At 69.0% G+C, this 22,973-nt stretch carries 20 protein-coding genes; 9 read left to right on the plus strand and 11 right to left on the minus strand.

The window, feature by feature from the left end:
* Positions 1 to 48 precede the first annotated feature (48 nt).
* Entirely contained in the window at positions 49 to 1,911 is a 1,863-nt protein-coding gene (locus VK92_RS10040; RefSeq protein ID WP_048028666.1) for an amidohydrolase, read from the plus strand.
* Positions 1,912 to 1,972: 61 nt separating this feature from the next.
* Positions 1,973 to 2,962, plus strand: a complete 990-nt coding sequence (locus tag VK92_RS10045) for a patatin-like phospholipase family protein (protein WP_048028664.1) — start codon at positions 1,973 to 1,975, stop codon at positions 2,960 to 2,962.
* Positions 2,963 to 3,146: 184 nt separating this feature from the next.
* Here VK92_RS10045 and VK92_RS10050 read toward each other — a convergent pair whose 3' ends face one another.
* Both VK92_RS10050 and VK92_RS10055 read right to left on the minus strand, forming a co-directional pair.
* On the minus strand, positions 3,147 to 4,301 hold the full coding sequence (locus VK92_RS10050) for an AraC family transcriptional regulator (protein ID WP_048028662.1): 1,155 nt from the start codon (positions 4,299 to 4,301) through the stop codon (positions 3,147 to 3,149).
* Positions 4,301 to 5,935, minus strand: a complete 1,635-nt coding sequence (locus VK92_RS10055; protein ID WP_048028660.1) for an AMP-binding protein — start codon at positions 5,933 to 5,935, stop codon at positions 4,301 to 4,303. Before VK92_RS10055 ends, VK92_RS10050 begins: the two co-directional genes overlap by 1 nt.
* Before the next feature lie 301 nt (positions 5,936 to 6,236).
* On the opposite strand from VK92_RS10055, the gene VK92_RS10060 reads away from it, so the two are divergent.
* Positions 6,237 to 7,034 (plus strand): HAD-IIB family hydrolase, encoded by a 798-nt coding sequence (locus VK92_RS10060; RefSeq protein ID WP_048028658.1) that lies wholly within the window; start codon positions 6,237 to 6,239, stop codon positions 7,032 to 7,034.
* 117 nt (positions 7,035 to 7,151) lie between these two features.
* Positions 7,152 to 8,255: an AraC family transcriptional regulator gene (locus VK92_RS10065; RefSeq protein WP_048028656.1), complete on the plus strand. Its 1,104-nt coding sequence runs from the start codon at positions 7,152 to 7,154 to the stop codon at positions 8,253 to 8,255.
* Between the two features lie 19 nt (positions 8,256 to 8,274).
* On the opposite strand, the gene VK92_RS10070 is transcribed toward VK92_RS10065, so the two are convergent.
* The 4 genes from VK92_RS10070 to VK92_RS10085 all read right to left on the minus strand — a co-directional run bounded on the left by VK92_RS10070 (position 8,275) and on the right by VK92_RS10085 (position 13,316).
* Complete coding sequence (locus VK92_RS10070; RefSeq protein WP_048028717.1) at positions 8,275 to 9,780, minus strand: sensor histidine kinase; 1,506 nt, start codon at positions 9,778 to 9,780, stop codon at positions 8,275 to 8,277.
* Positions 9,780 to 10,499 carry a response regulator transcription factor gene (locus tag VK92_RS10075; protein ID WP_021162521.1) on the minus strand — a complete coding sequence of 240 codons (720 nt, stop codon included), beginning with the start codon at positions 10,497 to 10,499 and terminating at the stop codon, positions 9,780 to 9,782. Before VK92_RS10075 ends, VK92_RS10070 begins: the two co-directional genes overlap by 1 nt.
* Positions 10,500 to 11,068: 569 nt before the next feature.
* Positions 11,069 to 12,178: a DNA alkylation repair protein gene (locus tag VK92_RS10080; protein ID WP_048028654.1), complete on the minus strand. Its 1,110-nt coding sequence runs from the start codon at positions 12,176 to 12,178 to the stop codon at positions 11,069 to 11,071.
* Positions 12,179 to 12,359: 181 nt separating this feature from the next.
* Positions 12,360 to 13,316: a hypothetical protein gene (locus VK92_RS10085; protein WP_331457807.1), complete on the minus strand. Its 957-nt coding sequence runs from the start codon at positions 13,314 to 13,316 to the stop codon at positions 12,360 to 12,362.
* 28 nt (positions 13,317 to 13,344) lie between these two features.
* Between VK92_RS10085 and VK92_RS42415 the strand changes: the two genes are divergently transcribed.
* A complete protein-coding gene (locus VK92_RS42415; protein ID WP_197094485.1) occupies positions 13,345 to 13,866 on the plus strand; it encodes a hypothetical protein in 522 nt (173 codons plus the stop codon).
* 87 nt (positions 13,867 to 13,953) lie between these two features.
* Here the strand turns inward: VK92_RS42415 and VK92_RS10095 are convergent, their stop codons facing one another.
* The 5 genes from VK92_RS10095 to VK92_RS10115 all read right to left on the minus strand — a co-directional run bounded on the left by VK92_RS10095 (position 13,954) and on the right by VK92_RS10115 (position 16,923).
* Positions 13,954 to 15,117, minus strand: coding sequence for a TIGR03364 family FAD-dependent oxidoreductase (locus tag VK92_RS10095; RefSeq protein ID WP_048028650.1), 1,164 nt, complete (start codon positions 15,115 to 15,117; stop codon positions 13,954 to 13,956).
* A gap of 84 nt (positions 15,118 to 15,201) precedes the next feature.
* Positions 15,202 to 15,429: an exo-beta-N-acetylmuramidase NamZ domain-containing protein gene (locus tag VK92_RS43465; RefSeq protein WP_423064353.1), complete on the minus strand. Its 228-nt coding sequence runs from the start codon at positions 15,427 to 15,429 to the stop codon at positions 15,202 to 15,204.
* Positions 15,430 to 15,451: 22 nt separating this feature from the next.
* The gene (locus tag VK92_RS10105) at positions 15,452 to 15,691 is read right to left on the minus strand and encodes a hypothetical protein (protein ID WP_048028646.1); all 240 of its coding nucleotides are present in this window, start codon (positions 15,689 to 15,691) and stop codon (positions 15,452 to 15,454) included.
* A gap of 36 nt (positions 15,692 to 15,727) precedes the next feature.
* Positions 15,728 to 16,237 carry a BCAM0308 family protein gene (locus VK92_RS10110; protein WP_048028644.1) on the minus strand — a complete coding sequence of 170 codons (510 nt, stop codon included), beginning with the start codon at positions 16,235 to 16,237 and terminating at the stop codon, positions 15,728 to 15,730.
* Between the two features lie 38 nt (positions 16,238 to 16,275).
* A complete protein-coding gene (locus VK92_RS10115; protein ID WP_048028642.1) occupies positions 16,276 to 16,923 on the minus strand; it encodes a BON domain-containing protein in 648 nt (215 codons plus the stop codon).
* 281 nt (positions 16,924 to 17,204) lie between these two features.
* Here VK92_RS10115 and VK92_RS10120 point away from each other — a divergent pair, with 281 nt between their 5' ends.
* From VK92_RS10120 to rbbA, 4 genes are all read left to right on the plus strand, one after another.
* Positions 17,205 to 17,393, plus strand: a complete 189-nt coding sequence (locus VK92_RS10120; protein ID WP_042977964.1) for a DUF2964 family protein — start codon at positions 17,205 to 17,207, stop codon at positions 17,391 to 17,393.
* A 209-nt stretch (positions 17,394 to 17,602) separates the two neighbouring features.
* Positions 17,603 to 19,099 carry an efflux transporter outer membrane subunit gene (locus VK92_RS10125; RefSeq protein ID WP_048028640.1) on the plus strand — a complete coding sequence of 499 codons (1,497 nt, stop codon included), beginning with the start codon at positions 17,603 to 17,605 and terminating at the stop codon, positions 19,097 to 19,099.
* A complete protein-coding gene (locus VK92_RS10130) occupies positions 19,096 to 20,169 on the plus strand; it encodes an HlyD family secretion protein (RefSeq protein WP_021163492.1) in 1,074 nt (357 codons plus the stop codon). Before VK92_RS10125 ends, VK92_RS10130 begins: the two co-directional genes overlap by 4 nt.
* On the plus strand, positions 20,166 to 22,973 hold the full coding sequence (gene rbbA, locus VK92_RS10135; protein ID WP_048028713.1) for a ribosome-associated ATPase/putative transporter RbbA: 2,808 nt from the start codon (positions 20,166 to 20,168) through the stop codon (positions 22,971 to 22,973). The genes VK92_RS10130 and rbbA overlap by 4 nt, the downstream gene beginning before the upstream one ends.

Raw genomic sequence — 22,973 nt, forward strand, 5'->3', positions numbered from 1 at the left:
TTTAAAACAATCGCGATCAATGCAATAAAAACTGAAAAGGATCGGACCATGTTCCATCGAAACCAGCTCGGATGTGCATGCTGCAGCCCGCATTTGCTCGCAGGCGCTCTTGGCCAGAGCGAGAGCGAATGGCAGGACCTGCTCAAGGAATTGAGCCAGCTCGAAGCACCCGGCGCGCCCGAGGCCGTCATCTTTCACGGCGGGCTGATCTACCCGGACCCGGAGGATTGCAACACGCGTGTCGAAGCGCTCGGTATCGCCGAACACAAGGTCATCGCCACGGGTACGCTCGATGAGGTTCGCCGGCGCATGCGCGACAGCTATCCCCGGGCGCGCGAGCAGACGCTCGAACCGGGCCATGCGTTGCTGCCCGGCTTGATCGAACCACACGCGCATCTGCTGCCCAGCGCCGTGTTCCTCACTCAGCCGTGGCACGACCTGTCCCCGTTCGTCGAACAGAAACTGAATCCGGCCTACAGTGCCAAGACCATCGCGGACAAGCTCAAGGCATTGGTCGACGATGCGCAGCCCAATGGAAAAAATGGCGAAAAGTGGGTGTGCGGCAGCGGCGTCGACCCGTCGCTGATGCTCGAATGGGTGGATATCGACCGCGAATGGCTGGACAAGATCAGCACGGACACATGCCTGTTCCTGATCAATGCCTCCGGGCATCTCGGCTATGCGAACGGCGCCGCGTTGAAGGCCGCCGGCCTCGAGGCCAGTTTCCCCATGGGCGTGCTGACCGAATCGCAGGTCACGCTGATGACGAACACCGTCCCGCGCCCGACGCCGATCGCGTTGCTGTCCGCCTTGCGGAAGGTGATGTCGAATGCGAACGAGCGCGGCATCACCACCCTGTTCGACGCCGGCGTGGGGATGGGGCTGGGGTTCTATGAAGTGGTCCTGTTGCAGGCGCTGGCGAGCACGCCGTGGATGACGGTGCGCATGGGTGGCGCCCTGTTCGGCAACAACGACCTCTGGCCGCTGTGGCTCAACCAGTTCAAGCCGCAACTGGACAGCGCGCCCGAATCGCTGTTCACCATCCGCGCGATGAAGCTGATCGCCGATGGTTCCAACCAGGGCCTGACCGGCCTGCAAAGCGCGCCGTACAAGTGCTGCGCCCAGCACAGTGTGCCCGGCGTCGGGCCGAACGGCCTGTTCAATTTCACGCCGATCGATTCGCTCGCGCAGATCATGCAGCAGGTCGATGCGGCGGGCTGGCCGATCCTGGTCCATGCGAACGGCGACGAGGGGATCGCCAACGTGCTGGCCGCCTACCAGTTGGTGCTGAGCAAGGTTCCCGAGCCCGCTTCGCCCGCTCCCGCGCCGGTCGCGCAAGCGGAACCGTTGCGCCACCGGCTCGAACATGCGTCGCTGCTCGACGACGACGATCTGCGCACCATGAAGCGGCTGGACATCTCGCCCAGTTTCCTGATCGGCCACGTGGGCTACTGGGGGCGCGCGTTCCGGAACACCATTCTCGGCGAAGACCGCGCGCAGAAGCTCGATCGATGCAAGTCGGCACTGCGCGAGGGCCTGCGCGTCAGCCTGCACAGCGATCACTTCGTCTCGCCGCTGGGGCCGTTGCGCTATATGGACCAGGCAATGTGGCGGGCGATGGAGGCCGACCCGGAGCTCGCGGTACTCAACGCGGCCGAATGCCTGAGCGCGCCCGAGGCGCTGCGCGCGGTGACCATCGACGCGGCGTGGCAATGCCATCTCGACGATCAGGTCGGTTCGCTGAAGGAGGGAAAACAGGCCGACCTCGTGATTCTGCAGCGCGATCCGCTGCAGGTCCAATCCGGCACCCCCTATCAACTGCGCGAGATCGTCGTGCAGGAGACATGGGTCAGCGGGCGCAAGGTTCACGACGCCACCCGGCGCGCGGAACGCCAGCAGGCGGTCACGTGATGTGCGCGGCCCGATGCGAAGCGGCACGAGCATCACTCTCACCCGAACCAGGAGAAACACGATGACCTTCAGGATTCTCAGTTGCGACGGCGGCGGCATTCGCGGGTTGATCACCGCACTGCTCATCCAGGACCTCGACAAGCGAAGCGGGATCATCGCGAAAGCGGACGGCTTCGCCGGCACGTCCACGGGCGGCCTGATCGCCCTGGGGCTCGCGCGTGGCGCGCCCATTGCGGAGATCGTCGACATCTACCGCACGCAGGGCGCGGCGATCTTCAAGAAAAACGGCGCGTGGCTGGAACAGCAGCAAGCGCTCGAGCAGGGCACCGTGCAGGCCGGGCCGGGCCTGCGCGCGTGCGAGTATGTCAACACCGGGGTTCAGCAGATCGCGAACAAGTTGCTCGGTACTGCCAGGCTGACCGACGTGTCCCGCTTCGTCGCGATCAACTCGGCGCGCTTGTGGGAGCCGTCCACGAAAAGCTGGACGCCCTGTACGTTCTCCAACGGCGCCAGGAACCCGTACCGGGACATCCGCCTGTCCGATGCCGCGCTTGCGACGTCGGCCGCGCCGGCCTATTTCCCGCCGTACGAAATCGCCGGCCTCGGCTACTTCGCCGACGGCGGCGTGTTCGCGAACAACCCGTCGGTGGCCGCCATTGCCGAAGCGCTGGGCAACGGGCTCGTGGGCAGCCTGAACGACGTGCGCCTGCTGTCGCTCGGCACCGGAACGAGCCCGCAGGGCATTCCGCCCGATGCGGTCGGCAATCCGTTGAACTGGGGCGTTTCGACGTGGCTGTGGCCGTTCGCGAGCGGGAACGTTCCGGCCGCGGCGTTGCTCGGGTTGACGATGGACACCACGGCGGCGATCGCCGCGATCCAGGTCGAGCAGATACTGGGCAGTGGCTATCAGCGCGGCAATTTCCTGCTCGGACAACCGATCGGCCTGGACGAGTGGAAGAAAGTGCCGGAGATGGAGCAGGAAACCCGCGCGTACATGAATTCCGCCGCGTGGCAGCGCGTGTGCGAATGGGTGGAGACCCACTGGCGCTGATCGCGCGTCGATTACCGGCCGTCGCTTGCGACCGGCGACGGCCGGCATCGCTGCTGCCCGGGCGGCCCGACGCGTGCATGACCGCATCCCGCGGCGGCGTCAGCCGCGTGCGGCCGGACCCGGCGACCGCGGGCGCGTGCACCGGGAGCCCGTCATGCGCAACCGGCCGCGCTGAAACCACACGCTACGCGCGCCGCCGGTAAGTGCCCGGCGTGCTCCCCGTCCAGTGCCGGAACGCGCGATGGAACGCGCTCGGATCGTCGAAGCCGATGTCGGCGCCGATCGCCGCGATCGTGTCGGGCGTGTCGGTCAGCCGCTGGATCGCGATGTCGCGCCGCAGTTCGTCCTTGAGCACCTGGAACGTCGTCCCTTCGGCGGCCAGGTGGCGGCTCAACGTGCGCACCGAGCAATGCAGGTGCTCGGCCGCCTGGTCGATCGCCGGCAGGTCGGGCAACGCGGCCGACAGGTACTGCCGCACGCGATGGCACACGAGCTGTTCGCTGAACGATTCGAAGATCCAGTCGCCGGGCGCGCGCGCGAGGAACTTGCGCAGGTTGCGCTTGCTCTGCCGGATTGGCGCATCGAGGTAGTCCGCGCTGAAGCGCATCAGCGTGCGCTCGCAGTCGAACTGCACGGAGCCGGTAAAGAAATACAGGTGGTCGACCGCATGGCGCGGCCGCGGGCACGCGAACTCGATCTGCAGCAGCGGGATCTTCTGCCCGATCAGCCAGGAGCACACGCCGTGCACGAGCTTGAGCATCAGTTCCTGGCCGAGCGCGCCGATCGGGCCGATCGCGTCGTTCGGGCGCAGCAGCACCTGCGCGACGAGGCCGTCGCGCTTCGATTCGACGAAGAAATCGTCGAGCAGGATATGGAAGAATTGCCCGAAACGATGCTGCGCCGTTTCGAGGTTGCGCGCGTCGAGCAGGCTCAGGCACAGGTATTTCAGCGTGCCGCCGCGCAGCGGGCGCGAGAAGATGCCGGGCATCTCGTCGTCGAGGTCGATCGCGAGCGTGCGGTACAGCGTCGAGAACTGCTCCTCCGTCACGCGCGCATGCGGTTCGCCGAGCAGCTCGATCGGGATGCCGGCCCCGCGCAGGTAGCGCTCGACCACGTCGCGCTGCACGCCCGCGCTCGCGAGGAAGCCGTTGACGAGCGAGATCGGCACCGTCGCGCTCGGCGAAGGCAGCGCCCGCCCGGGCCCGGGCTGGGCGGAAAGTGCATCTGAACCGGTCATCGCGTCCCCGTCGGTCGAACCGCTCGCATTGTACTTGAGCGGCCCACGTGGGGCCTTCCGGGCCCGGGGCGCGCCGGGCCTTGCGCGGCGCGCCGACGCCATCAGTCGGTGCGGCTGAGTTCCCGACGCAGGATCTTGCCGACGGTCGACTTCGGCAGGCGGTCGACGAAGCGGATCAGCTTCGGCACCTTGTAGGCCGCGAGGCTCGCGCGGCAATGCGCGACGAGTTGTTCCTCCGAGACGTACGCATCCTGCGCCAGCACGACGAACAGCTTGACGGCCTCGCCCGTGCGCGCGTCCGGCACGCCGATGCACGCGCATTCGGCAACGCCCGGCATGGCGGTCGCGACGGCTTCCACCTCGTTCGGGTACACGTTGAAGCCCGACACGATGATCATGTCCTTCTTGCGGTCGACGATCCGCAGGAAACCGGCTTCATCGAACACGCCAACGTCACCCGTGCGGAAATAGCCGTCGGCCGTGAACGCGGCCGCGTTTGCGTCCGGTTTCTGCCAGTAGCCGCTCATCACCTGCGGCCCCTTCACGCAGATTTCGCCGGCTTCGCCGATCGCGACTTCGCGATCCTGGTCGTCGAGCAGCTTCACGTCGGTCGACGGCAGCGGCAGGCCCGTGGTGCCCGTGAAGGTATCGATCGACTGCGGGTTGAACGACACGACCGGCGACGTTTCCGACAGCCCGTAACCCTCGCGGATGAAGTTGCCCGTCACCGCCTTCCAGCGCGACGAGATCACGTCGATCACGGCCGCGCCGCCGCCGGCCGACAGCTTCAACCGCGACCAGTCGACTTCCGTCAGGCGCGGATGGCCGGCGAGCCCCGCATACAGCGTGTTCACGCCGACGAATACCGTCGGCCGCGCGGCCTTCAGCACGTCGATGAAGCCGTCCATGTCGCGCGGGTTCGCGACCAGCCAGTTCTGCGCGCCGATCGCGAAGTAGGACAGGAAGTTCACCGTCAACGCGAAGATGTGATACATCGGGATCGCCGTGACGACGACCTCCTCGCCCGGCTCGCGCGCGGCCGGCACGATCGCGCCGAACTGCGCGATGTTCGCGACGAGGTTGCGGTGCGACAGCGCGGCCCCCTTCGACAGGCCGGTCGTGCCGCCCGTGTACTGCAGCAGCAGCAGGTCCGCGCCGCCGAGCGGCACCGGCTCGAACGCGAGCGATTCGCCGGCGGCGATGGCGTCGGCGAGCGGGATCGAACCGGGCGGCAGCGCGTCGCATGCCCCGGCCGGCGCATCGACGACGCCGAGATCGCCGCGCCCGACGCTCAGCACGGTACGCACGCGCGTGCCGCCGACCACTTCGGCGAACGTGCCCATCGACCCGCCGCACACCAGGGCGACTTCGACGCCTGCGTCGTTGAGCTGATGCTCGAGCTCGCGCGCCGTGTAGAGCGGGTTCACGTTGACCTGGATCGCGCCGATCTTCGCGACCGCGACGAACGCGACCGGAAACGCGAGCACGTTGGGCAGCATCACGGCCACGCGATCGCCCTTGCGCACGCCCACGACCTGCTGCAGATAAGCGGCCAGCGCCGTCGACAGGCGGTCGACGTCGGCATAGCTGAGCGTGCGGCCGTACGAATGGAACGCCGGACGATCGGCGAAACGGTGCATCGCGTCGTCCAGCAGCGCGCTTACGGAAGGATGGCGATCGGGATCGATCTCGGCGGGGATCGAGCCATACGACCCGGTCCAGTGTCTGTTCGTCATGTCTCACTCCACGGGGGACGGCGCGCCGGCCGCGCGCCGTTCGCGCGACGGCCTGCACGCCAGAAGCGCGGGCCGTCGCCTGACCGGCGACTATCGCCCGCGCGGCGCGCTTTGAAAATGATCCGGGCGGCCGAAAAGATGATCGAAACGGACACGCGGGCGGGCGCGCTTGTCCAGACAACTTCGCCGGCCGGCGCGGGAAACCGCTTATTCCCCGGCACGAATTGCAAAGCAGCAAGCGGCATGGCACGGCCGGGCGCCCTTCTTCATAATCGACGCCCGTCATTCCGCTGTCGAAACCATGCAGCCGCTTTCCCTGGCCCCCGCCGACACCTTCTCGTCCGTCCGCTTCCTGCTGACCGACATGGACGAGACCCTGACCCATCACGGCCGCCTGTCCGCCCGCACCTACACGGCGCTCGAACGCCTGCAGGCGGGCGGCATCCGCGTGATCCCGGTGACGGCCGCGCCGGCGGGCTGGTGCGACCAGATGGCGCGCATGTGGCCGGTCGACGGCGTGATCGCGGAGAACGGCGGCCTTTTCATCCGGCGCGGCCCGGACGGGCACGGCGTCGAACGCCGTTACTGGCATGCGGACGATGCGCTCGCCGGCGCGCGCGACGCACTCCGGCGCATCGCGCGGCAGGTCGAGGCGGCCGTCCCCGCCGCCCGCCACGCCGACGACCAGGATTTCAGGCTGACGTCGCTCGCGTACGCCCGCACCGGCGGCGACCAGGACGACCGGGTTCGCGACGCGCTGGTCGAGGCCGGCGCGGACGCGACCATCAACAACCTGTGGATCATCGGCTGGGTCGGCGGGTACGACAAGCTGTCGATGTCGCTGCGCGTGCTGTCGGACACGTTCGGCGTCGATGCGGGCGCCGGCGCGGCGCGCGATTGCGTCGCCTATTCCGGCGATTCCACCAACGATGCGCCGATGTTCGGCTACTTCACGCACACGGCCGGCATGAGCACCGTGGTCGACTATCTGCGGCAGTTGCCCGCGTTGCCGCGCTGGATCACGCAGGGCCCCGGCGGCAGCGGGTTCGTGGAGTTCGCCGACGCGATCCTGCGCACGCGTGCGGACGAGCGGGGCTGAGCGCGCTCGCGCATCGACTGTCGCGTGATCGTCAGGGTGAACCCTGTGGCGCATGGGACCGATCCCGAGCAGAATTGCGTGCCGTAAACGATATCGATTCGGACGCAGGATGTTCCCATGCCGCGCAGTGTGCCCTTGAACCCGACGACCGCCCGCGCCGCCCGCCTGCCGGACCTCGAGCCGGCCCACACGTTGCGCCAGCAGCGCTTCACGCCGGCCAAGCTGGCCGTGCTGCTCGACGTGGCCGCGCAAGCCGGCATCGACCCGGCCGCGGTGCTCGACGGTACCGGCCTCACGCCGGCCGCCGTCGCGGACCCGTTCACGCTCACGTCGCCGCTGCAGTTCCTCACGGCCGCGCGCAATGCCATCGGCCGCTATGACGGCACCGATCTCGGCGTGCGCGTCGGCCACCGGCTGCACGTGACGAGCTACGGGATGTACGGCTACGCGATGCTGTGCTCGGAATCGCTCGCGCACGCGTTCGAATCGGCCGTCAAATATCACCGGCTCGCGAACGGCATGCTCGCGATCCGCTGGGTCGAACAGGGCGATACCGCGTCGTGGCTGTTTCCCGACCGGCACGAAGTCGCGCTGCCCGATCTCGACGAGCCGCTGTACCGTTTCCTGATCGACATGCAGTTCGCGCTGCACGTGACGATCATCAAGGACGTGATGGGTGCGTGGTGCGTGCCCGCGCGCGCGCAGTTCGCGCAGCGGCAGCCGGCGCACGCGGCACTGCTGGGCGATGCGCTCGAATGCCCGATCGCGTTCGACCAGCCGCATCACGTGCTCAGCTACCCGGCCGCGTGGCTCGCGCGCGCGCCGCAGCTCGCGAATCCGATTACCGCCGCGCAGGTGTCGTCGCACTGCGCGAGCCTGCTCGACGAATTGCGCAGCCAGGCCGGCGTCACGCGGCGCGTGTACCAGGAACTCACCCGCACGCCGGGACAATTCCCCGATATCGACGCGATCGCGGCGATCCTGTGCATCACGTCGCGCACGCTGCGCCGCAAGCTCGAAGCCGAAGGCACCTCGTACAGCGAACTGCTGGCGAGCGTGCGCAAGGCGCTCGCGATCGACTATCTCGGCACGACCACGCTCAGCACCGAGGACATCGCATCGACGCTCGGCTTCAGCGATGCGGTGGGTTTCCGCCACGCGTTCAAACGCTGGACCGGCATGACGCCGAGCGACGTGCGGCGCAACAAGCGCGGCGGCTGAGCGCGAGCAGTAACCGCGCTCAGCGCCCGTCGCCGGTCGCGGGCGCGGCCACCGCCAGCGCGAACTCGAACACCGCCCCCCGCCCGGGCCGGTCGACCAGCCGGATACTGCTGCCGTTGAGCGCCAGCATCCGGTGCACGATCAGCAGCCCGAGCCCGCCGCTCGTCACCGCGCCGCCGCTCATCGGCCGCTGCGGCCGCTGGAACAACCCTTCGCGCCGCGCCGCCGGAATCCCTTCCCCGGTATCGGCCACGGTCACGAGCACGCGGTCGCCGCGCGGCTCCAGCGCGACCTCGACCTCGCCGTGCGCAGGCGTATGCCGCAGCGCGTTGTCGAGCAGGTTGGTCAGCACGCGCTCGATCATCCCGAGATCGGCCGACACGACCGGTACCCGCGCCGGAATCCGCGCATGCAGCGCGACGCCGCGCGCCTGCGCGGTCAGCTCGAACTTCTGGAACACGTCCTGCACGAGATCGACGAGCGAGAACGGCTCGCGCTCGGCCTGCACGCCACCCGATTCGAGGCGTGCGAGCTCGAACAGCGCCTGCGCGAGCCGCCCGACCTTCGCGCTCTGCGCGAGTGCGATCGACAGGTAGCGACGCCGTTCGGTGTCGGCGAGCGTGTCGGCCTTCAGCGACAGTGTCTCCAGGTAGCCGTGCAGCGACGTGAGCGGCGTGCGCAGGTCGTGCGAGATGTTCGTGATCAGCTCGCGCCGCTGCTGGTCCTGGTGCGTCAGCGCGCGCCACTGGTCGCCGATCCGGTCGGCCATCTGCGCGAACGCGGATTCGAGCACGACGATGTCGTCGCCGCGCCGGCCCGGCCGCGAGCGCGGCACCGGCGGCTGCGTGTCGGGCGTGCCGTTCGCGTCGAAGCGGCGCATCGCGTCCGTCAGCCGGCGCAGCGGGCGCGTGATGAAGCTGAACGCGGTAAGGCCCGCGAGCAGGCCGAGCAGCGCGACGAGCGCCATCGACCACAGCGTCGTGCGCAGCACGTTGCCGGCGTCCACGCGCGCGGCCAGCCGGTCGTGCGCCTCGCCGAGCAGCACCACGTAGATGTAGCCCGACGGCGGCTGCCCCGCGCGCTGCAGCGGCGCGGCGCTGAAGACCTTGCGTGCGTCGGGGCTGCGCGGGTCGTCGCCGAGGATCGGCAGCGGCTCGCCCGCGATGAAGCGCTGCACGGGGGCGAGATCGACGCGGTCGCGCTTCACGTGGCCGGGCGGCGCATCGTCGCCCTTGATGCGCCCCGCGTTGTCGAGCAGATAGACCTCGACGCTCGGGTTCACGCCCATCAGCTGGCCGAACAGCGTGCGCACGGCGTCCGGGCGCAGCCCGTTCGCGTCCATCAGCGGCGCGCTGTGGGTCACGCTGTCGACGATATTGGCGGCGAGGTCACGCGACAGCCCCTGCACGACTTCCTGTTCGCGCATGTCGTTCGCGCGGATCTGCAGCCACGCCGATGCGCCCGAGCACGCGAGCAGCAGCACCGAGAACACGAGCGACAGCCGCTGGGTGAGGGTGAGCTTCATCATCCGTCCCGCTGGCCCGGCGCGGCGAGCTTGTAGCCGCGGCCCCACACGGTGAGGATCCGCACGGGCTCCGCCGGATCGGCCTCGATCTTCGCGCGCAGCCGGTTGATGTGGGTGTTGACCGTGTGTTCGTAGCCTTCGTGCTGGTAACCCCACACGGCGTTGAGCAGGTCCATCCGCGAGAACACCTTGCCCGGGTGCCGCGCGAAGAAATACAGCAGGTCGAATTCGCGCGGCGTGAGGTCGATACGCGCGCCGTCGACGCTCGCTTCGCGCGCGATCGGGTCGATCGCCAGCCCCGCGACGTCGAGCGTACCCGCATCGATCCGCGAATCGCGCGCGAGCGCATCGACGCGGCGCAGCAGCGCCTTCACACGCGCGACGAGTTCGAGCACCGAGAACGGCTTGGCCAGATAGTCGTCGGCGCCGAGCTCGAGGCCGAGGATCCGGTGCACCTCGCTCGAGCGCGCGCTCGTGATGATGATCGGCGTGTAGCGCGTCATCGCCCGCGCGCGCCGGCAGATCTCAAGGCCGTCGACGCCCGGCAGCATCAGGTCGAGGATCAGCGCATCCCAGCCGCCCTGCTCGAGCAGGCGCAGCCCTTCGGCGCCGTCCGCGCTGTGCACGACCTCGTAGCGCTCGTCGCGCAGGTGCAGGCTGAGCACGTCGGCGATGTCGGCGTCGTCTTCGACGATCAGGATGCGTTTCGGTTGGTCCATGGCGGCGGATGGCGGCACGTCGGTGCCGAGGTCGGGTATCGGTTCGGGCCGGCCCCGGGCCCGGGCCGGCTGGCCGGGTTCCCCGGGGAGCGAATCGCGGCAATGCGCCGCGCTGCCGCCATTGTGCAAAATTTTGCGGGAGGGAGGGATCACATTTCGTTTATCTTTGCATCGTGCCCGCCCCGTGAGCCAATGCCGGCATGGCTCTCCAATCCGGCCCCATGAAACGGAACCTGCACCGTTCCGTCCGGACGCAAACTGGACACTCGGGCGCGGCTCTGTCGAGCGATAGCGGCGCGCTCCGGATTGCCGATCCGATTCCGCGCTGGGTGCTGTGTGAGTGGCGCCTCCGACACTCAGTGCCGCCGACCGGCGCGCGGCGCACGGAACGCGCGGCGGGGAGCCGACAGCAAATGCCTAACCCTGACGACTACGTGTTTGACGCGTACTCCCGGTTGCGACCGCTGACTCGTTCAGCAACACCTTCGCCGCCTCCCACGCCCGTGCGGCGGGCAGGGCCGGCAAGCGCGAAACGTCGGCCGCCCCATCTCCCGCCCGCCAACCGCCACTCACACGGCGAGCTCGAAAAACGATCGCGCAACGACCTGACCGTTGACGATCAGCTCCACCTCATGCCGGCCCGCATAGTGCCGGCGCGTCGTGAAATCGCGCATCGGACGACTATGCTGCAGCGTGACGCGCTGCCCGGGTTCGAGCGTCAGCCCCTTCAGCTTGAACACCTTCGGCGACGCGTCGCCATTCTGCTTCACATACGCGATACGGTAATCGACGACGAGCCGCTGCGCGGTCTCGGCCGTCGATTGCAGCTCGCACGCGAGCGTAATCGACTCGCCGAGCACCACCTGCGCGGGCGTCACGCCGAACGGGCCGATTTCCAGACGCGGCGCGCTGTCGGCACCCAGGATCGCGAGCGCTCGTGCATTGCCCTGCTTCACGAGCGTGCGGAGCGCATGACGGACGATCCATCGCGTATGCGGATGGTCGGCGCCCCATCGTTCGGCCCGATCGAGCACCCACGCCGGATGCGTCTTCGCCACGTCGTTCAGGTGATTCGCGACCGAGCGGCGCACATAGGCGCTCGGGTCCGAGCGAAGGTTGTCGAGAATCCGCGCGGCCAGCGACGGGTCGGCCTCGATGTCCCGGAGCCGGAACGACCAGGGCAGACGCGGGCGGCTTCCCTCGCTCGCCAGCCGGCGCACGGCATCGTCCGTATCGTGCGACCAGGCTTCCATCGTTGCGAGCGCACGCGCCAGGTCGATGCGCAGGAATTCGCGCACCGCGAATTCCGACGTGCCGAACGGCGTGAAGTATTTCAGCGCGTCCATCGAACGGTCGAACGCGTGACGACCGTACTGCCCGACGTAATCGGGCGCGATGAGCGATACGAAACCCCGGCCCAGTCGCGGCGCCGCCTCCTGCAACAACGCCAGCACGGCATCGTACCCGCCCGGCAGCGGCCGTGCGCCCGTGTCGATCGCAAGACTGGCGCGCCTGACGCGCTCCATCAACGTCAGGCCGTCGAGGCCTTCGAGCGCCGTCGCCAGAAATGCCGGCCGGTCGAAGGCAGGCTCGATCGAATGCAGCGCGTCGGACAGCGCATGGAATTGCCGCTTCCCCAGCGACTCCTTCAACGGGACGGGAACTTGAGTGGTTGTCATGACGTGGAGATTCGACGCGCGTCGCGGATCATCGGGTGCGAAAACGCACAGTATCGCCGAAGCCCCTGCCAGATTCTGTCAGCAGACTTTACCTGTCCGGCTTGCGCCGCTGCGCGTGCAGCCGGCATGCGCGGATCGCGAATCGCGAGCGGGTGCGCGGTATTCATTCATGCGTCGGTTCTCACCGCGGCTCGGCGGATGAATCGGGGAAATCGTCGCCGGAGAGTCGGTTTCGCAACTGACCGCCAACGAAGGCGATCGCAATCAGCGACAGATAACCGGCGACGAGGAGATGCCGCCAGCTGTCGAGCGCGGCGCGATGCGCGACCAGCGCCGCATCGGGCGCCGGGACGGCAAGACTTTCCGGCACGATCGCGCGCGTCATCTGCACGAAGCCCGCCGCCGACAGCACGGGCAGCAGGACGAGCAAGGCCAGCAGCACGAACCTGGCGCGACGAAAAAACGCACGCCGCCGCAGATGAAACCACAACCCGAGACTGCCGTGCACCCACCCCGGTGCAAGCAGCGCGATCTGCAGCCCCTGCGTGCCGCTCGTGAGAAGCGACACGATGACCCGTTCGTAGTTGGGTTCGAAGCCGTAGAACGAGGTCGCTACGCGGGTCCCGACAACGTGGCGGATCAACAGCATGGGCAGGCTGAGTCCCGCCCAGAGACGCAGCCATTCGGCGGGCGGCAGCGACCAGTGCCGGCGGCCGTAAATGGTGCGAATCGCCAGCGCGAAATGCAGGCCGGCCGCGCCGTACAGCACGATCGTTCCGGGCAGGCTTTGCCAGAGCCCGATCGCCAGGTGCAGCCCGCGCTCGGCGATATCGATGGACCAGATGCCGAGCGCGTGATTGACCATGTGAATCGAAATATAAAGCCACAGCAGGATGCCGGACCCGAGCTGCAGCCTCCGCGCGGTCTTGCGCATCAGGTCATGCGCCGACACCGGTCGACCGTCGTCGGGGTCATGCGTGTGCGGTGCGCGACGCAAGGCACGATTGCTCTTTGGCGGGCGCATGCCGCCCTCCCGCAACCACGACGACCGCTGCACCCCGCCCACGTTCGAGGTGCCCTCGCGATCGCGCTGCGCCCGGCCCGGTGTGTCGCGGGCCTGCTTCTCCCTGTCGTGCATTGGCGCCTCCTCTCGATGCCTCCAGTGCGTGATCGACATACCGGGAAACCAGCCCGTTTATTCCCGCAATGAACGACATGCAGCGGAAATGCGTCGCGCGGCTTCGGGAATAGGTACCGTGCTGGCCGGGTATACGGTGTGTGAGCGCACGACGGAACAACGACAGCTGCACGTCGGCACCCGCCACCCCAGAGAGAGAAACGAGCCGGGTCAAGGAGACCATCATGTCCAACGTTCTGTCCCACTGGATTCTGATCTCATCTATCTGCAGACGGTCAGCGGTGTCGATTTCTCCGCGACCGAAGAGAAACTGAGCCAGCACGTCGCGGACGCGAAACGCCACGCCGAACAGGCACGCGAGCGCGCCGCCGATCACCTCGCGAAAGCACGCGCGTCACATGCCGCCGGCGCGGCCGGCACGGCTTCGCTGCCGGCGTCGGATACGGCCTCGCCCGCCACGGACGAAGCCACGGCGTGTGCGCAGTGTCACAAGCCGATGGCCGCCGACGACCTGTTCTGCGGCGAATGCGGCGCACGCCGTCACGCGTGACGGCTGCATGATCGCGCCGGCGCCTGCTGTCGATCGGCAGGCGCCGGCCGGTTCAACCGCGCGAGCCTCCCCGGCTCGTCGATGCCGTCACCACGCGGCAAACACGTCCTGCGCGATCCCGAAGCCCGTGCTCATCCCGGCGCCGCTCGTCACGACCACGACACGCGTGCCGTCGTCCGGCGCTTCGATCACGCAATCGGCATCGGACGCCGACGGATAGCTGCCGGTCCAGCGCTCGACCACATCGAGTTCCGTCACATCGAGCGTCTCGTGCAGCAGGCGCAGGATCTGCGCATCGATCTCCTGCGTTGCGAACGGCAGCGGTGCGGCGCCGTATTCATGCGAATCGCCCACCACGAGACTGCCGTCGGCGCTCTGCACCACGATCAGGTGGATGCCGTACCCGACGCACACGGGCTCCTCCGCGTTCAGGCGCGCACGCAACGCGCCGGCGGCGGGCAGCGCCGCGAAACCCGCGTAACGCAGCAGGCTCAGGTCGCTCATCACCGCGGCGCGCAGCGCCAGCGGGCGGCGCGGCCGCACGCGCAGCATCTGCAACTGGCACAGGCGGACCTCGTGCCGCGCGAACCAGTCGCCGTACAGGTGACGGCTGTCCGCGTTGCCGCAGACGATCACGCGCTCCGCATGCAGCACGCCGCGCGACGTGCGTACCGTCGGCGTGCGCACCTCGTGCACCATCTCGCCGTAGCGGAACCGCACGCCGAAGCGCTCGGCCAGCCATGACGCCAGCAACCCGATCGCGGTACGCGGCTCGATGCGCAGTTCATGCGGGCTGTGCAGGACGCCTTGCGCGCCGTCCAGCCGCAGTTCCGGCGCCACGGCCGCCGCTTCGCCGGGCGTCATGACCCGGCAGCCGTCGGCCATCCCGGTCTGCATGAACGCATCGATCAGGTGCATCGCCTCGGGGCGACGCGCAATCAGGTGCAGGCCCTGGTGAAGCACGTCGATGCCGGCTTGCGGCGCCACGTCCGCCCAGACCTCGCGGCTCGCCCGCGCACGCCGCCAGCTGTGCCCGGCGTGCTGCCCGGTCACCGTGACGAAACCGAAATTGCGGATCGACGCGCCCACGCATGCGGCGTCGCGTTCGACCACGCAGACGCGCAGCCCCTCGAGCGCCGCCGTATAGGCATGGGCGAGGCCGACGATGCCCGCGCCGACGACGATCACGTCGTAAGCATCCGCCGCTGCGATGGCGTTCACGATGGGAAGCTCCTTCTGTCGAGATGTCATGCACCGCCCGTTCGGAGCGTGCGTGTCGGTTGCCGTGCGCCGCGTCCCTCGGGTCGATCCCCGGGACTGGTGCGCGATTTCGCACTATCGCGACGCGAGATGACATCCGCGTGAAAAGCCACAAAACGGCATGTTTTGGCAAATTTTGCCATTGCACGACGCCGTGGAGAATCGCATCGATCCGTTGGTGCGCGGCATTGCGGTGTCGTCGAAACGCATCGCACGCGCGTAGTTCGCCATCGGCACCACGGTGACCGCCGCGCCGATATGCAGGCACGCATTGAAAAGCCGCGCGAGCTCGCCGAGCGTCATGCCGGGCTGCAGCGGCAACGGGTTATAGCCGGTGAATGTCGCCGGCCAGCACGAGATCGCGCGGCACGGGTCGCAAGGCCTCGATGCGGGCCGCGCAGTCGCGCCACTCGGCGGCCGTGACCGACGGCCCCGGCATCGGGAAACGGTATTCACGCCCCGTCTCGGTCTCGGTCTCGGTCACGCACACGTTCTCGCGCGTCTCGCCGGCAATCCGCAGGCGGACAGACGGCACGTGTTCGGCTTCGAGCCGCAGCGTCAGCACGTCGCACGTCGGCCCGCTCGCCGGACACCCCTCCGTTCATGCGTCGTTGCGCGTCCATTGCGCACGCAGGATGTCCTCGCCATCGCGATAGTTGAGCGCGAGATCGCCGTGATGCGCATGCAGCAACGCTTCCGCCAGCCGTCGCACCATGTGCACGCCCGTCGTGCGGACGACGAGCGTATCGGCGGATTTCTCGATTTCCATGATGCGTTCGAGCGCATGCTCGCTCGTCTCCAGAATGGCCTGGCGCTCGAGCAGGTCGAGAATCGTCGCCCGGTGCGCGCACAGGTACGCGCCGTGCAGCACCAGTTCGCCCGCCGGCAGGTTTTCCCGCATGCGCTTGCAGGCCGGGCATTCGAGCTGGCGCCGGTCGAGCGGCGTCGCGTACCACGTCCAGCGACCCGCGTCGCAGACGGCGCCGCAGCCTTCGCAGATCCTGTCGCCCTTCGGCCGCTTCGGATCGCGGTAACTGTCCTTCGTATGCGGCTGCATGCGCCTGTCGTGGCGCAGAGGGTGTCGGCCGGGGCCGGAATTCGAACGGTTCATGACTGCTTCTCCTCGCTGTAGACAGCACTGGCGAACCGTCAGCCGACGGTGAGCCGGTCGACGACCTCCCTGACGCCTCTCACCGATCCGGCCGCACCGCACGCGGCGCGCCTTTCGGCGAGCGACGCGACCTTGCCCGTCAACGTGACGATGCCGTCGGCCGCGTCGATCGCAATTCCCGCGGATTCGCGCCGCGCGCGACGCGCAAGCGCTTCGGCGATCCGCGTGCCGACGTCCGGCACCGTGTGGTCCGTGCGCACGCGGATCCGGTTCGCGACGCCGACGACGCCGATCATCCGGCTGACCATCTTTTCCGCCGCCCGGCTCTGGTATGCATGATCGACTTCACCGTCGAGCGTCACGCAACCGTGATCGACCTCGACGCGAATCTTGTGATCGCGCAGCGCCTCCTGCCAGCCGAGCGCGAACGTGATCGCGATCGCCAGTTCCTGGTCCGCGCACGCGTTCTCCGGCGGCGCGACGTTCAGTTCGAGCACGAGCGCGCGCGCATCCTCGACATGCAGCGCCGTTTTCTGCGCCTCGAGTTTCTGGGCCCAGCTGTCGACCGTGCCGCGCAACGTCACGATCCGGTCGTGTACGTCGACGTCGATCCGTCGCGCATCGACCGCCGGATTCCAGAACAGCGCCTGCTCGACATCCTGCTTGAGTGCCGCATCGGACTTCATTGCCGTCTCCTGTCGGGCCGTGCCGGTCGCGACATTCGCGATCGGCGATGGGGCCGCACCGGATTCAGCATCGCGCAAGGCGGCGCCGGCGGTTTGACGAGGATCAATCAACGCCGTGCTTGCGGCAGCCGCCGTCGCACCCACTCGATCCCGATTTTTCCGTTGACGCAGATCAACTGCGCGACCGGGCGCGCCGCGATCATGACCCCGGCGGCGCCGCGACATTCGTGGCGGCCCGCACGCTTCGCATCGTTGCGACCGCCGTTCCCCGGGAGACCGTCATGAACCGCAGGCAATACCGCATCTCGCTGGCGACGCTCAGCGTATTCATCGCGCTCGCATCGCTGGGCGGCATCATTCACGGCATGCTGTTCGACGAGCGGGTGTTCAGATACTCGATCGTCACGCTGATCCTGAGCATCCTCTCGTTCGCCGTCCTGCTGAACCTCGCCCCCGGCGACCGGCCGTGACGCGCGCGACCGCGTCGGGCCCGGCGCAACCCGCCGGCCCGGGGCCATGTTCCGGCGCGCCTGTCAACCGAAGCACCGCTCGAAACGCATTCCCGCGGAAGTGATGCAGATCAAGGGTAGGAGCGTCAATCGTCGGATATAAGTGAACCCGAAGCGGCGACGCCACGAGGCGGCGCCACCCCGCGTTTCCGTATTCGCCGAGGCTTTCCATGCGCGCCACCGCGCTTCCCGTCGTGTTCCGCACTGCAGCTTCCCGGTACGGGCGATTCGTTGCGCTCGCAACGAGTATCGGCCTGCTGTCCGGATGCCTGTCGCTCGCCCCGCCGGACCAGCGCCCCGCCGCGCCGATCCCGGCCGCCTTTCCGGATCCGTCGGCCGGCGCCACGCCCGCGGCCGCGCAGGTGCCCGCATGGCAGGACTACTTCGTCGATGCGCGCCTGCGGGCGCTGATCGCGCAGGCGCTGGCCAACAATCGCGACCTGCGCGCGGCCGTCGCGCGCGTCGAACAGGCCCGTGCCGTCTACGGCATCCGCAGCGCGGACCAGTGGCCGACGATCGGCGCCGGCGCGGCCTATGCGCGGTTTCGCGCGCCGGGCGGGCTCCTCACGCCCACCCCGTTCATCGGCCAGGCCTACGAGGTCCGGCTGGCCGAGACGCAATGGGAACTCGATTTCTGGGGCCGCGTGCGCAACCTGAAGGAAGCGGCGCTGCAGCGCTATCTCGCGAGCGATGCGGCCCGGCGTGCCGCGACGCTGAGCGTGATCACGTCGGTCGCCAACGCGTACCTGACGCTGTGCGAATACGACGAGCGCATCGCGCTGACCCGCGCGACGATCGACACGCGCCGCGAGTCGCTGCGGATTTTCCGGCTTCGCCATGCGGCCGGCGCGATCTCGCGCCTCGACCTGACGCAGGCCGAGATCCTGCTGCAGCAAGCGGAATCCCTCGGCGCCCAGTTGCAACAGGCGCGCGCATCGGCGGCCGATGCACTGGCCCTGCTGGTCGGTGCGCCGCCGGATCTGGCCGGCACGCCGCTCGCGCTCGACGACGCCGCCGTCGCGCCGTCGCTCGCCCCCGGCCTGCCCTCGTCGCTGCTCGCGCAGCGGCCGGACGTGATCGCGGCCGAACACGAGCTGCAGGCGTCCCGCGCCAACATCGGCGCGGCGCGCGCCGCGTTCTTTCCGCGCATCGCGCTGACGAGCTCGATCGGCTCGGGCAGCAGCGCGCTGCATGAGTTGCTGACGTCCGGCACCGGCGTCTGGTCGGTGATCCCGAACGTGACGCTGCCGCTGATCGACGGCGGCCGCAACCGCTCGAATCTCGCGCTCGCGCACGCGCAGCGCGACGAAGCGCTCGCGCGGTACGAGCGGACGATCCAGAGCGCGTTTCGCGACGTGTCCGATGCGCTTGCGTCCCGCTACTGGCTGGCCGACGAGGTGCGTATCGAGCGCGCCACGCTGGATTCGCAGGCCGAACGGGCCCGCCTCGCGAAGCTGCGCTACGACAGCGGCGCGACCCGCTTCCTCGAGGTGCTCGACGCGCAGCGGGACCTGATGAACGCGGAGCAGCAATGGGTGATGACGCGTCGCGCGCTGTTGTCGAGCCGCGTCGCGCTGTACGGCGCGCTCGGCGGCGCCACGCACGACGGCGACGCGGCCGTCGCGCGACCGACCAACGAATCGACGAATCCGGATTCCACACGATGAAAACCCTCAAGCGCCCTCTTCTGATCGGGGCAGGCGTCGCCGTGCTCGCGATCGGCATCACGTATTTCGGATGGACGCGCTGGCGTGACGGGCAGGCCGATGCCGGCCTCGTGAGCGGCAACGGCCGCATCGAGGCGACCGAGATCGACGTCGCGACCAAGCTGCCGGGACGCGTCACCGCGATGCTCGTCGACGAAGGCGACTTCGTGAAGGCCGGGCAGCCGCTCGCGCGCATGGACGTGGTCGTCCTGCAGGCCCAGCTCGACGAGGCGCGCGCCCGGGAGGAGCAGGCCGTGAACACGGCGGCGAGCATCGACGCGCAGGTCGCGCAGCGGCGCAGCGACAAGGCGGCGGCCGAGGCCGTCGTCGTCCAGCGGGAAAGCGAACTGGATGCGGCGACCCGGCGGCTCGCGCGCTCCGAAACGCTGTCGCGCGACGGCGCGTCGTCGATGCAGGAACTCGACGACGATCGCGCACGCGCCGGCAGCCTGCGGGCGACCGTGAATGCGGCGCGCGCGCAGGTGCAGGCTGCCCAGGCCGCGATCGACGCGACCCGGGCCCAGCTGGTCGCCGCGCACTCCGCGGTGACGGCCGCGCAGGCAACCGTCGCGCGCGTGCAGGCCGACATCTCGGACAGCGACCTGACCTCGCCGCGCGACGGGCGCGTGCAGTATCGCGTGGCCGAATCGGGCGAGGTGCTGCCGGCCGGCGGCAAGGTGGTCAACGTGGTCGACCTGTCGGACGTCTACATGACGTTCTTCCTGCCCGAGACGGTCGTCGGTCGCGTGCCGCTCGGCGCCGACGTGCGGATCGTGCTCGATGCCGCGCCGGAATACGTGATTCCGGCCCGCGTGTCGTACGTGTCGAGTACCGCGCAGTTCACGCCGAAGACGGTCGAGACGGCCACCGAACGGCAGAAGCTGATGTTCCGGGTGAAGGCGCGCATCGACCGCGACCTGCTGCAGCGCCACCTGAAGCTCGTCAAGACCGGGCTGCCGGGTGTCGCGTGGCTGAAGGTCGATCCGAACGCCGCGTGGCCGGCGCGCCTCGCCGTCCGGGTGCCGCAATGAAATCGGCGCTCCCGGCCGATACCGGTGCCGGCGCGACCGAAACGCCGCCGGCACCCGCGCCGGTCGCGCGGCTGTCCGGCGTCTCGCTGCGCTACGGCGACAAGGCCGCGCTCGACGACGTGACGCTCGACATCCCGGCCGGCCGCATGGTCGGGCTGATCGGCCCGGACGGGGTCGGCAAGTCGAGCCTGCTCGCGCTCGTGTCCGGCGCACGCGCGATCCAGCAGGGGCGCGTCTGGGCGCTCGGCGCCGACCTGTCGTCGCGCCGTCATCGCGCGCGCGTGTGCCGGCGCATCGCGTACATGCCGCAGGGCCTGGGCCGGAACCTCTACGCGACGCTGTCCGTCGAGGAAAACCTGCAGTTCTTCGCGCGGCTGTTCGGCCACGATGCGGCGGAGCGGCGCCGCCGGATCGACGCGCTCACGCGCAGCACCGGCCTCCACCCGTTCCTGGATCGCCCCGCCGGCAAGCTGTCCGGCGGCATGAAGCAGAAGCTCGGCCTGTGCTGCGCGCTGATCCACGATCCCGACCTGCTGATCCTCGACGAACCGACGACCGGCGTCGATCCGCTGTCGCGCGCCCAGTTCTGGGAACTGATCGCGCGCATCCGGGCCGCCCGCCCGGCGATGAGCGTACTGGTGGCGACCGCGTACATGGACGAAGCCCGGCGCTTCGACTGGCTGATCGCGATGGACGCCGGGCGGGTGCTGGCGACCGGCAGCCCGGACGAGCTGCTGGCCCGCACCGGGTGCGACACGCTCGAAGGCGCATTCGTCGCGTTGCTCCCGGACGCGCAGCGGCGCGGGCACGAGCCGATCCGGATCGCGCCGTTCCAGCCCGAACCCGCCGCCGGCTACGCGATCGAGGCCGACGGGCTGACGATGCGGTTCGGCGATTTCGTCGCGGTCGATCACGTGAGCCTGCAAATCCGCCGCGGCGAGATCTTCGGCTTCCTCGGCTCCAACGGCTGCGGCAAGTCGACGACGATGAAGATGCTCACGGGCCTGTTGCCGGCCTCCGAAGGCACGGCGACGCTGTTCGGCCAGCCGGTCGCGGCCGACGACATCGACACGCGCCGGCGGGTCGGCTACATGTCGCAGGGGTTTTCGCTGTATGGCGAGCTGACTGTCCGGCAGAACCTCGTGCTGCATGCGCGCCTGTTCGGCGTGCCGGAGGCGGACGTGCCGGGGCGGGTCGACGAAATGTCCGGGCGCTTCGGGCTCACCGGCGTACTCGACGCGTTACCCGAAAGCGTGCCGCTCGGCATGCGGCAGCGGCTGTCGCTCGCGGTCGCGATGGTGCACAAGCCCGAACTCCTGATCCTCGACGAGCCGACGTCGGGTGTCGATCCCGTCGCGCGCGACGACTTCTGGCGGCTGATGATCGAGCTTGCCCGGCAGGATCGCGTGACGATCTTCATCTCGACGCACTTCATGAACGAAGCCGAGCGCTGCGATCGCATCTCGCTGATGCACGCGGGCCGGGTGCTCGCCAGCGCGTCGCCGGGGGAACTCGTGCGCATGCGCGGCGCCGGCACGCTCGAGGAGGCGTTCATCGCGTACCTGACCGACGCGCAGCGTGCGGACAGCGTCCCGATGGACGCCGCGTCCGACGCGGGCTGGCTGAGCGCGCCGCCCGAGGCCCCCGCCAGCGGGGCCGACACCGCCCGCGCGGCCGCGTGGTTCAGCCCGGCGCGCGCCGGCAGCTACCTGTGGCGGGAAGTGCTGGAGCTGCGGCGCGACCCGCTGCGCGCGACGCTGGCCCTGTTCGGGTCGCTCGTCCTGATGTGCGTCATCAGCATCGGCATCAGCCTCGACGTCGACAACCTGACGTTCGCGGTGCTCGACCGCGACCAGTCGATCCTGAGCCAGGACTATGCGCAGAACCTCGGCGGCTCGCGCTACTTCGTGCCGCGCGCGCCGCTCGCGGACGAGCGCGAGATCGACCGCCGCATGCGCAACGGCCAGCTGTCGCTCGCGATCGAGATTCCGCCCGGGTTCGCGCGGGACGTCGCGCACGGCCGCCGGGTCGAGATCGGCGCGTGGATCGACGGGGCCATGCCGATGCGCGCCGAGACGATCCGCGGCTACGTCGCCGGCATGCACGAGAACTGGCTGCGCGACCAGGCGAAGCGCCGGCTCGGCGCGTCGCTCGCGCCGGCCGTCGAGATCGCCGTGCGCTATCGCTACAACCCGGACGTCAGGAGCCTGCCGGCGATGATTCCGGCCATCATGCCGATGCTGCTGCTGATGCTGCCCGCGATGCTGACGGCGCTCGCCGTCGTCCGGGAACGGGAGCTCGGGTCGATCGTCAACCTGTACGTCACGCCCGTCACACGCACGGAATTCCTGCTCGGCAAGCAGGCGCCCTACGTGATGCTCGCCATGCTGAACTTCCTGCTGATGGTCGTGCTGGCCGACGTCGCGTTCGGCGTGCGGATCAAGGGCAGCTTCTTCACGCTCGCGGCCGCGGTGCTGGTCTTCAACGTGGTGGCCACCGGCATCGGCCTGTTCGCGTCGACGTTCACGCGCAGCCAGATCGCCGCGATCTTCATGACGATCGTCGGCACGCTGATTCCCGTCGTGCAGTTCTCGGGGCTGCTCACGCCGCTGTCGTCGCTGGAAGGCGCCGGCAAGTGGATCGGGGCGGTCTACCCGGCCACCTACATGCTCGCGATCAGCCGCGGCGTCTACAACAAGGCGCTCGGCCTGGGCGACCTGTCGTCGCAGTTCTGGCCGCTGCTCGCGGCGGCGCCGGCCATCCTGGCCATGACCGCCGTCCTGCTGCGCAAACAGGAGCGCTGA

The sequence above is a fragment of the Burkholderia sp. LK4 genome, assembly GCF_001043615.1.
Lineage (GTDB): Bacteria > Pseudomonadota > Gammaproteobacteria > Burkholderiales > Burkholderiaceae > Burkholderia > Burkholderia cepacia.

Coding starts and splice junctions, on each gene's coding strand:
- VK92_RS10115 (WP_048028642.1), bottom strand. CDS start 16,923: ATGAAGTCCGATGCGGCACTCAAGCAGGATGTCGAGCAGGCGCTGTTC.
- VK92_RS10040 (WP_048028666.1), top strand. CDS start 49: ATGTTCCATCGAAACCAGCTCGGATGTGCATGCTGCAGCCCGCATTTG.
- VK92_RS10075 (WP_021162521.1), bottom strand. CDS start 10,499: ATGGACCAACCGAAACGCATCCTGATCGTCGAAGACGACGCCGACATC.
- VK92_RS10050 (WP_048028662.1), bottom strand. CDS start 4,301: ATGGCGTCGGCGCGCCGCGCAAGGCCCGGCGCGCCCCGGGCCCGGAAG.
- VK92_RS43465 (WP_423064353.1), bottom strand. CDS start 15,429: ATGACGCTCGGCGAGCTCGCGCGGCTTTTCAATGCGTGCCTGCATATC.
- VK92_RS10055 (WP_048028660.1), bottom strand. CDS start 5,935: ATGACGAACAGACACTGGACCGGGTCGTATGGCTCGATCCCCGCCGAG.
- VK92_RS10125 (WP_048028640.1), top strand. CDS start 17,603: ATGCGCGCCACCGCGCTTCCCGTCGTGTTCCGCACTGCAGCTTCCCGG.
- VK92_RS10130 (WP_021163492.1), top strand. CDS start 19,096: ATGAAAACCCTCAAGCGCCCTCTTCTGATCGGGGCAGGCGTCGCCGTG.
- VK92_RS10060 (WP_048028658.1), top strand. CDS start 6,237: ATGCAGCCGCTTTCCCTGGCCCCCGCCGACACCTTCTCGTCCGTCCGC.
- rbbA (WP_048028713.1), top strand. CDS start 20,166: ATGAAATCGGCGCTCCCGGCCGATACCGGTGCCGGCGCGACCGAAACG.
- VK92_RS10065 (WP_048028656.1), top strand. CDS start 7,152: ATGCCGCGCAGTGTGCCCTTGAACCCGACGACCGCCCGCGCCGCCCGC.
- VK92_RS10110 (WP_048028644.1), bottom strand. CDS start 16,237: ATGAACCGTTCGAATTCCGGCCCCGGCCGACACCCTCTGCGCCACGAC.
- VK92_RS10070 (WP_048028717.1), bottom strand. CDS start 9,780: ATGAAGCTCACCCTCACCCAGCGGCTGTCGCTCGTGTTCTCGGTGCTG.
- VK92_RS10085 (WP_331457807.1), bottom strand. CDS start 13,316: ATGCACGACAGGGAGAAGCAGGCCCGCGACACACCGGGCCGGGCGCAG.
- VK92_RS10120 (WP_042977964.1), top strand. CDS start 17,205: ATGAACCGCAGGCAATACCGCATCTCGCTGGCGACGCTCAGCGTATTC.
- VK92_RS10045 (WP_048028664.1), top strand. CDS start 1,973: ATGACCTTCAGGATTCTCAGTTGCGACGGCGGCGGCATTCGCGGGTTG.
- VK92_RS10095 (WP_048028650.1), bottom strand. CDS start 15,117: ATGACATCTCGACAGAAGGAGCTTCCCATCGTGAACGCCATCGCAGCG.
- VK92_RS10080 (WP_048028654.1), bottom strand. CDS start 12,178: ATGACAACCACTCAAGTTCCCGTCCCGTTGAAGGAGTCGCTGGGGAAG.